Raw genomic sequence first — 7,064 nt, forward strand, 5'->3', positions numbered from 1 at the left:
ACATGAGTTCGCATTGGCACGGCTATCTCACTGACGGCGTCTGGGTGTCCTGCTGATGACCGGCCATCCGCATCAATGGTTCGGCGGTCGCACCTATGCGCAGCATGGCGACGATCTCGCCGTGCTCAACATCTTCAAGCGGCTCGGCGTCGAGCGGCCGTCCTATCTCGATGTCGGCGCCTATCACCCGTTCGACCTTTCGAACACGGCGCTGCTCTATGAGCGCGGTTCGCGCGGCATCAATGTCGAGCCGAACGAGGCGCTGCTCGGCGCCTTCGTCAAGGCGCGGCCGGATGACATCAACCTGTGCGTCGGTGTCGCGCCGGAAAAATGCGGCCCGCTGCTGTTTCACCATGTCGCCGGCGATCCCGGCCGCAACTCTTTCGATCCGGCCGTCGCCGCCACGCTCGGCATCGTGCGCAGCGTCTGCGTTCCGGTGATGACGCTCAACGCCATTGTCGCACAACACGCCGCCGGCCGGTGGCCGGACCTTTTGTCGATCGACATCGAAGGCCTCGACGTCGCCGTGCTGCGCGGTGCCGACTTCGGCGACCTTCCGCCACGCGTCGTCATCGCCGAGGCGCAAGCCACGGGTGCCGCGCATGCCGGCGGTGATCTCGGCGCGGTCATGGCGGCGAAGGGTTATTTCCTGCACAGCTGGGCCGGCAGCAACATGATCTTCGCCCGCGAAGCCGACCGCGCGAGGATCCGCTGATGTCGATCTGGGATATCCATTACGCGGCGCTCTACGCCTCGCCGATCGCCGTCGACGCGGTGCTGACGATCGACGGCACCGATGGCATGGTCATCGACACCGGGGCCGATGGCGGCCCGCTGCGCGTCATCGATAAGACGGTCGGCATCGTGACGGGCGGCGGCGGGCGGTTCCAGTCCGAGGTGGCGACGCTCAAGCCGGCGGCCGCGGTGCGGGCATGCGACCTAGCCGCCGTCGAGCCGGAAAAATTCCAGGGCGCCCACATCGTCTTCAGCGGCAAGGAATGGCTGGTCGATACGCACGGCTTCTTGCCGTCGCCGACCGGCGAGGCGGGCGGCGAGATCCTGCTTTACCTGACGGAGCGCTGAGATATGGACACCCGCGAAGCGATCCTGGCGCGGCTGGTCGAAATCGCCGGCACCATCGACGACATCAAGACCGTCTATCGCAACAGCATCCGGCCGCCGGAACCGAACCTGCCGGCGATCCTGGTGCTCGACGGCGACGAGGCGGCCGACGAGACCGACCCGAACAGCAGGGGATCGCGTGGGCCGCGCCGTATGACCATGACGCCGCAATTGCTGATCGTGCTGCCGGAAAAGGCAAGCGAGGTCGGCACGGCGCTCAACGCCTGCCGCGCCAAATTGATCCGCGCCATCGCCACCGATACCGAGCTGGCGGCGCTGACCACCAACCACATCGGCGGCCGGCTGCATTCGACGCAGACGTCGCTGGCCTGGGGCCGCTCGATGCTCGGCGAAATGGGCGTGGCCTTCGCTATTCCCTACTATCTCGACCCGAGCACGCTCTGAGTTTCAACCGCCCCTGAGTTCATGGGCACAGCACCGAAAAGGACAGACCAATGGGCGCCTCTCCCGATACCGCCAATTATCGCATTCCCGCCGCCAGCATCGCCATCAAGAAGTCCACCGACATGGACTATGTCGACGCCGGCAACCTGGTCGATTTCGTCTACACCCCGAACGTCACCAAGAAGGAACACTTCTCGGGCCGCGTCGGCATCCGGGGCAAGGATTTTACCGCCGTCACGCAGGTCGCCGCATCGATCAAGGCGACGCTCGACGAGAACACGGCGCGCAACATCGCCATGTTCATGCTGGCCACGGTCGACACCAACACCGACGGCGACGAGATCATCGACCCGCTGACGGCGCCGAACCTCACCGTCGACATCAAGCTGACCGCCACCAACACGGTCGGGCCGATGATCGATTTCGAGGGCAACGTCACCATCAGCCCGTCCGGCGATTTCAACCTGATGGCCGACAATGACGACTTCGCCCAGATCCCGCTGGTCGCCGACGTCAACAAGGCGGACGGCCGCTACGGCCGCTTCACCATCCGCCAGCAGGCGTAAAGCATGACCGATTTCATCGACATCGCGCCGCTCACCTTCACCGAGACGGTGCGCGGCAATGAGGTGACGGTGCGCGGTGTCGAACTGACCGACATCGCGCGGATCGTCATGCGCTTCCCCGAGGTGGCCAATCTCTTCGACCTCAAGTCGAAGAAATCCAAGGTCGATCCCAAGACCTTCGGCACGCTCTCGGTCGCGCTGCAGGCGGCCCTGATCGCCGCCGGCATTGACCGCGTCAACGAGAAGGGCGCGGCCAATTTGACGCCGGGCGAGCGCGCCCTGCTGATCTCGCGCATCCTGCTGCTCACGGTGCCGAGCCCCGCCGGCCCTTTCCTCGAAGCGCTGGCCAGGCTAACCGGCAGAGACAGCGCGAACGCGGAGCCGGAGAAAGCCTAGCGCTCGCCGCGGCGCGGCTGGTGCGCCTTGGCCATTCGTATGACGCCGTCATGCACTACACACCACGCCAGGCGGCGGCATGGCTGCATTTCGGCGAAATGGATCGCCGACAGGAAATGGCCGACGATCTGGTCATCGGCATGAACGCCGCGCGCGGCGATCCGAAGGACGTCTCGAAACAGATCGAGGATCTGCGCGAATGAAGGACCGGCGCGATGGTTAGCAGCCTCAAGATCTTCGCCCAGGCCGCATCGGGTCAGTTCGATGCGGCCATGGCGGAATCGACCAAGGAGCTTTCCGCCGCGTCGATGGCAACCGCGCGAAAAGGCGCCGACATCGCCAAGCGCGAGGGACGCGCCAACATCGCCGCGGCCGGCTTCAGCCAGAAATGGCAGAACACGCTGACGACCATCGTCTATCCCGACAAGGGCGTCTCGACGCAGCCGTCGATCCTGCTCTACAGCAAGATCGGCTATTCCAACATTTTCGAGGATGGCGGATCGATTTTCGGTCATCCGCTGCTGTGGCTGGCGCTGCCGACCGCGCCGAGGATGATCGGCCGCAACCGCACCACACCGGCGCTGTTCGTCGCCCATGTCGGGCCGCTGTTCCCGATCATCAGGACCGGCAGGCGCCCCTTACTGGCGGCGCAGGTCAGGACCGGGCAGAAAGGCAAGCGCGGCGGCATCCAGACCAAGGCCGTGCCGATGTTCGTCGGCATCGACGAGGCGACGATGAAGGCAAGGTTTTCGATCCACCAGGTCGCGGAAAAGGTCGGCGATCAGCTGCCGGCTATCTTCGCAGCCGAGTTCAACAAGGGCTAGTTTTCGTCGACGACGCTGTCGTAATCGCGGCCGATCATCAACAGCACGAAGCCGCCGAAGAAGGTGGCGGCGGTGATGGCGATGAAGGCCAGCGCCCACCATTCCGGCACGGCGAAATACCACTTCCATCCGAGCGCCTGCAAAATCGGTGAAACGACCAGCATCCACGCGCCGCATAGGCCGTCGCCGTTCAACCGGCTTCGCGTCGTCACCCGGTATCTGATCGCCATGTCTCGCCCTCCCGCAAGGAATTGACCCTAGTGGCTGAACGCAACGCAATCAACGTCCTGATCAAGCTGCTCGGCGGCAAGGAGATGGTCGAGGAGCTGGTCAAGCTCGGCGAGACCGGCGAGAAGGCGATCCATCAGATCGACGCGGCGACCAAGAACGTCAACCTGTCCGGCCTTGGCGGCGACCTGTCGCTGCTTGCCGGAGACGTCGCGACCTTCGCCACGCGGGCGGTGCTCGGCATCACCGCGCTGAAGGTGGCGGCCGATGGCGTCGTGGCCGTCCTGTTCGAGCTCGCCAAGTCGAGCGCCGAATCCGCCGACGAGGCCGGCAAGGCGGCGCAGGCCACCGGTCTTCAGGCCAAATCCTACCAGGAGCTGGCATTCGCCGCCGATAGTGTTGGCGTCAGCCAGGCGCAGTTCAACAACGCCATGGACTCGTTCAACAAGCAGATCATCAAGACCTCCGACGAAACCGTGAAGGCGGCGGGCAAGGTCAAGGGTGTCGGCAAGGCATTCAAGGATGCCAACGCCGACATCACCCAAGGCGCCGGTTACACCGTCCAGGCCTTCAAGGATATCGGCGTCGAGGTGACGCGCTTCGGCGCCGCGGCATCCAAGGTCAAGGCAGGCACGGTGCAGGCGAAGACCGGCTTTGATGAACTCGGCATCAAGGTCAAGGACGCAAGTGGAAAGCTTAAAACCAGTGAGCAATTGCTGGTCGAAGTTGCCAATGCGTTCCACAAGCTGCCCGATGGCGCTCTGAAATCGCAGATCGCGCTGAAGCTGTTTGGCGAGCAAGGATCGAAGCTGATCCCGCTGCTCGACCAGGGCGCGGCCGGTCTCGAGGAATTCAAGCAGAAGGCGGAGGATCTCGGCATTGTTTTCAGCGATGACCAGATCAAGGCCGCGGCGAAATTCAACGATGCCTTGAATGAACTGAAGAAGGCGGCCGGCGGCGTGCTCAAGCAGCTCGGCGGCATCTTCGTGCCGTCGTTCACGGCCGGCGCCAATGCCTTCCGCGACCTCATCCTGCGCAACAAGGCCGCTATCCTCGACTTCGCCAGCAACGCGCTGGCCAAGGCGAAACTCCTGATCGCCGATTTCTTCGCCGCGCTTTCCGGCCGCGACGCCGATGTCAGCGCCGGCGGCAAGTGGATCGTCGAATGGCGTGATGCCATCGTCGGCTTCGGCCAGGATGTCACGCACGTCGTCAGCGGCGTCGTCATTCCGGCTTTCGAGACGCTGCGCAAGGCGGCCGGCTTTGTCACCGATGCCGTCAACGCGGTCTTTGGCACCAACATTTCCGGCGGCGAACTGCTGATCCTGGCCTCGATCACGCAGATCCTCGGCGGCTTCCAGGTACTGCGCACGGCGATCTTCACCACCATCAACGCCCTGTCGCTATTTTCGACGGCGCTGCTCGCTAATCCATGGCTTGCCGTGTTGACGGTCGTCGCCGGCGGCATCCTGTTGTGGGCGACCCGCACCGACGAGGCGACGGCAGCGTTGCGTGTTCACGAAGACCTGATCGGCAAGGTTGGCAGCGCCTATGACCAGGCAGGCCGCAAGGTCGCCGACATGACGCAGCAGGTGAAGGATGCCGCGCTCATCCAGGCGCGGCTGTCGCAGGACGCGGCAAACAAGGGACTGAGCAGCGCCATCGACGATGCGATCGGTGCTATCCAGCAGTTCGACGGTCTGCTGCCGCATGCGGCGGATAAACTTTTCGATGTCTTCAAGCAATTCCAGGGCACCAAGGACGTCGAGGCCTTTCGCGCCGAAGTGTCGAAGATCGGGGCGGCCAATCCTGAACTCGGCAAGCTGGCGCAGCAGTTCCTCGACATCACCGACAGCGCTCACAAGCTGGCGCAGGACGGCCAGGAGAGCGCCAACTTCATCGGCCTGCTGACCGGCAAGCTGACCGACAGCGAATTCGCCGCCAAGCAGGCGGCGCTCGGCATCGCCGGCTTCAGCGCCGACAACAAGAAGGCGGCGACCGACGTCAAGGATCTCGGCACCGCCGTCGACGAGACGAAGACCAAGGTCGAAAGCCTTGGCCAGACCATCACCGTGTTTCGCGGCGGCGGTGCTGGCGGCAGCCTGACCAAGGAAGTCTTCGACGTCGTAGACGGTGTCGCGCGCCGTGCCGACCAGTCCAAGCAGGCCCTCGACGGCGTCGCCGCCAGCGCGCAATCGGCGGGTGACCACGTTCGCACCTTGGCCAATGAAGTCGCCAACTCGGTCAAATCGGCACCTGACGCGCTCAAGCCCGATGCCGTATCACATGCCGTCGACGGCATCGTTGCGGACGTCAAGCGCATCAAGCCGGCGGCTGACGAGGCCGCGACAGGCCTGAATGATGCCTTCAACCCGGCTGGCGACGTCGCCGGCGGATTGAGTTCCGATATCGAGACGGCGGTCGACGGCGTCGTCACAAACGTGCAGAGGATGCCAAGTGCGGCAACCGAGGCGGTCGACGGCGTCAACACCGCGCTTTCCGGCATTGACGCCAGCGGTGCGCAGCAGGCCGCGACGGCCGTTGCCGAACCTTTTCAACAATTGCCGTCGATCTTTTCCGGCATCTTCTCAGGCCTTGGATCTCTGATCCAAGGCGGCTTCGGCAACCTGACGTCGGTCATTCGCAGCCTTGCCAGTCAGATCCGTTCCGAGATCGCCTCCATCATCGCCGCGTTGCAGGCGGCTGTTGCGCAGGCGCAGCAGTTGCGCGCACAAGCAAGCTCCAGCAGCAGTTCGTCCGGCGGCGGCTCGCATGGCGGTTTCGCCGAGGGCGGTCATGTCGTCGGCGCCGGCGGACCCAAGACCGACAGCATCCTGGCGTGGCTTTCGAATGGCGAGTTCGTTCTCCAGGCTGCTGCGGTCAAGCGTCTAGGCGTCGGTTTCCTCAACGCCCTCAACCAGGGTTTCCTGCCGTCGCTGAAAGGCCTGCGCGGCTTCAGCCTCGGCGGTGCCGTCGAGACCTTCAGCCGCTCGATGGCGATCCCCCGTTTTGCTGGCGGTGGTGCCATCGCGGTGTCGCCATCGGTCGCATCGGACAATTCCGCCGGCGGCACCATGCGCGTCAAGCTCGACTTCGGCCTTGGCCCATCCGACATCTTCGACATGGTGACCGACACTTTTACCGCCAATCGCTTCCAGCAATTCGCTTTGAAGGAAGCCAACAGCAGCGCCGGTCGCCGGCCAACGCGGGGCAAGTGATGGCCGACCTGACGCTTCTGCGCCTCGACCCGATCAGTGTGCCGCCCTATTCGGCGCGCGGCATCACCGAGGAGTTCGCGCTCGACGGCCAGTCGCAGCTTGCCCGCACCGTCAACAACGAACTGATCGACCTTGGCGATGGCGAGGACGGCAAGTATCGGCTGACCATTTCCTGCACCGACCAGCAGATGCCGGCGCTGGACGGCGTGCGGCGCGGCATGACGCTGGCCGTCGATTGCGCCACCGAGTTTTGTTACCTGACGGCTGACGGCTCGCCGTCGCGCGACGTGGCCGGCACCACGGAT

The 7,064-nt window shown here is 64.4% G+C and carries 10 protein-coding genes; 9 read left to right on the forward strand and 1 reads right to left on the reverse strand.

The window, feature by feature from the left end; translation table 11 throughout:
* Positions 1-55: 55 nt before the first annotated feature.
* From X741_RS0136390 to X741_RS136690, 7 genes are read left to right on the forward strand one after another with little or no spacing between them, the layout of a single operon-like run.
* On the forward strand, positions 56-715 hold the full coding sequence (locus X741_RS0136390; RefSeq protein ID WP_023780977.1) for an FkbM family methyltransferase: 660 nt from the start codon (positions 56-58) through the stop codon (positions 713-715).
* Positions 715-1,083, forward strand: a complete 369-nt coding sequence (locus tag X741_RS136715; RefSeq protein ID WP_023780978.1) for a hypothetical protein — start codon at positions 715-717, stop codon at positions 1,081-1,083. Before X741_RS0136390 ends, X741_RS136715 begins: the two co-directional genes overlap by 1 nt.
* A 3-nt stretch (positions 1,084-1,086) precedes the next feature.
* The gene (locus X741_RS136710; protein WP_023780979.1) at positions 1,087-1,527 is read left to right on the forward strand and encodes a hypothetical protein; all 441 of its coding nucleotides are present in this window, start codon (positions 1,087-1,089) and stop codon (positions 1,525-1,527) included.
* 50 nt (positions 1,528-1,577) lie between these two features.
* Positions 1,578-2,093 carry a hypothetical protein gene (locus tag X741_RS136705; RefSeq protein WP_023780980.1) on the forward strand — a complete coding sequence of 172 codons (516 nt, stop codon included), beginning with the start codon at positions 1,578-1,580 and terminating at the stop codon, positions 2,091-2,093.
* Positions 2,094-2,096: 3 nt separating this feature from the next.
* Positions 2,097-2,489: a hypothetical protein gene (locus X741_RS136700; RefSeq protein ID WP_023780981.1), complete on the forward strand. Its 393-nt coding sequence runs from the start codon at positions 2,097-2,099 to the stop codon at positions 2,487-2,489.
* A gap of 50 nt (positions 2,490-2,539) precedes the next feature.
* A complete protein-coding gene (locus tag X741_RS136695; protein ID WP_023780982.1) occupies positions 2,540-2,692 on the forward strand; it encodes a hypothetical protein in 153 nt (50 codons plus the stop codon).
* 12 nt (positions 2,693-2,704) lie between these two features.
* Positions 2,705-3,313: a DUF6441 family protein gene (locus X741_RS136690; protein WP_023780983.1), complete on the forward strand. Its 609-nt coding sequence runs from the start codon at positions 2,705-2,707 to the stop codon at positions 3,311-3,313.
* Here the strand turns inward: X741_RS136690 and X741_RS136685 are convergent.
* Entirely contained in the window at positions 3,310-3,543 is a 234-nt protein-coding gene (locus X741_RS136685; protein WP_023780984.1) for a hypothetical protein, read from the reverse strand. The two genes, X741_RS136690 and X741_RS136685, sit on opposite strands and share 4 nt — an antisense overlap.
* A 30-nt stretch (positions 3,544-3,573) precedes the next feature.
* On the opposite strand from X741_RS136685, the gene X741_RS136680 reads away from it, so the two are divergent.
* On the forward strand, positions 3,574-6,759 hold the full coding sequence (locus X741_RS136680) for a hypothetical protein (RefSeq protein WP_023780985.1): 3,186 nt from the start codon (positions 3,574-3,576) through the stop codon (positions 6,757-6,759).
* Positions 6,759-7,064, forward strand: a 306-nt coding sequence (locus tag X741_RS0136395) for a hypothetical protein (RefSeq protein ID WP_031250805.1), incomplete at its 3' end; no start/stop codon positions are given. The genes X741_RS136680 and X741_RS0136395, both read left to right, overlap by 1 nt.

The sequence above is a fragment of the Mesorhizobium sp. LNHC221B00 genome (assembly GCF_000502935.1).
In the GTDB taxonomy this organism is placed as follows: domain Bacteria; phylum Pseudomonadota; class Alphaproteobacteria; order Rhizobiales; family Rhizobiaceae; genus Mesorhizobium; species Mesorhizobium opportunistum.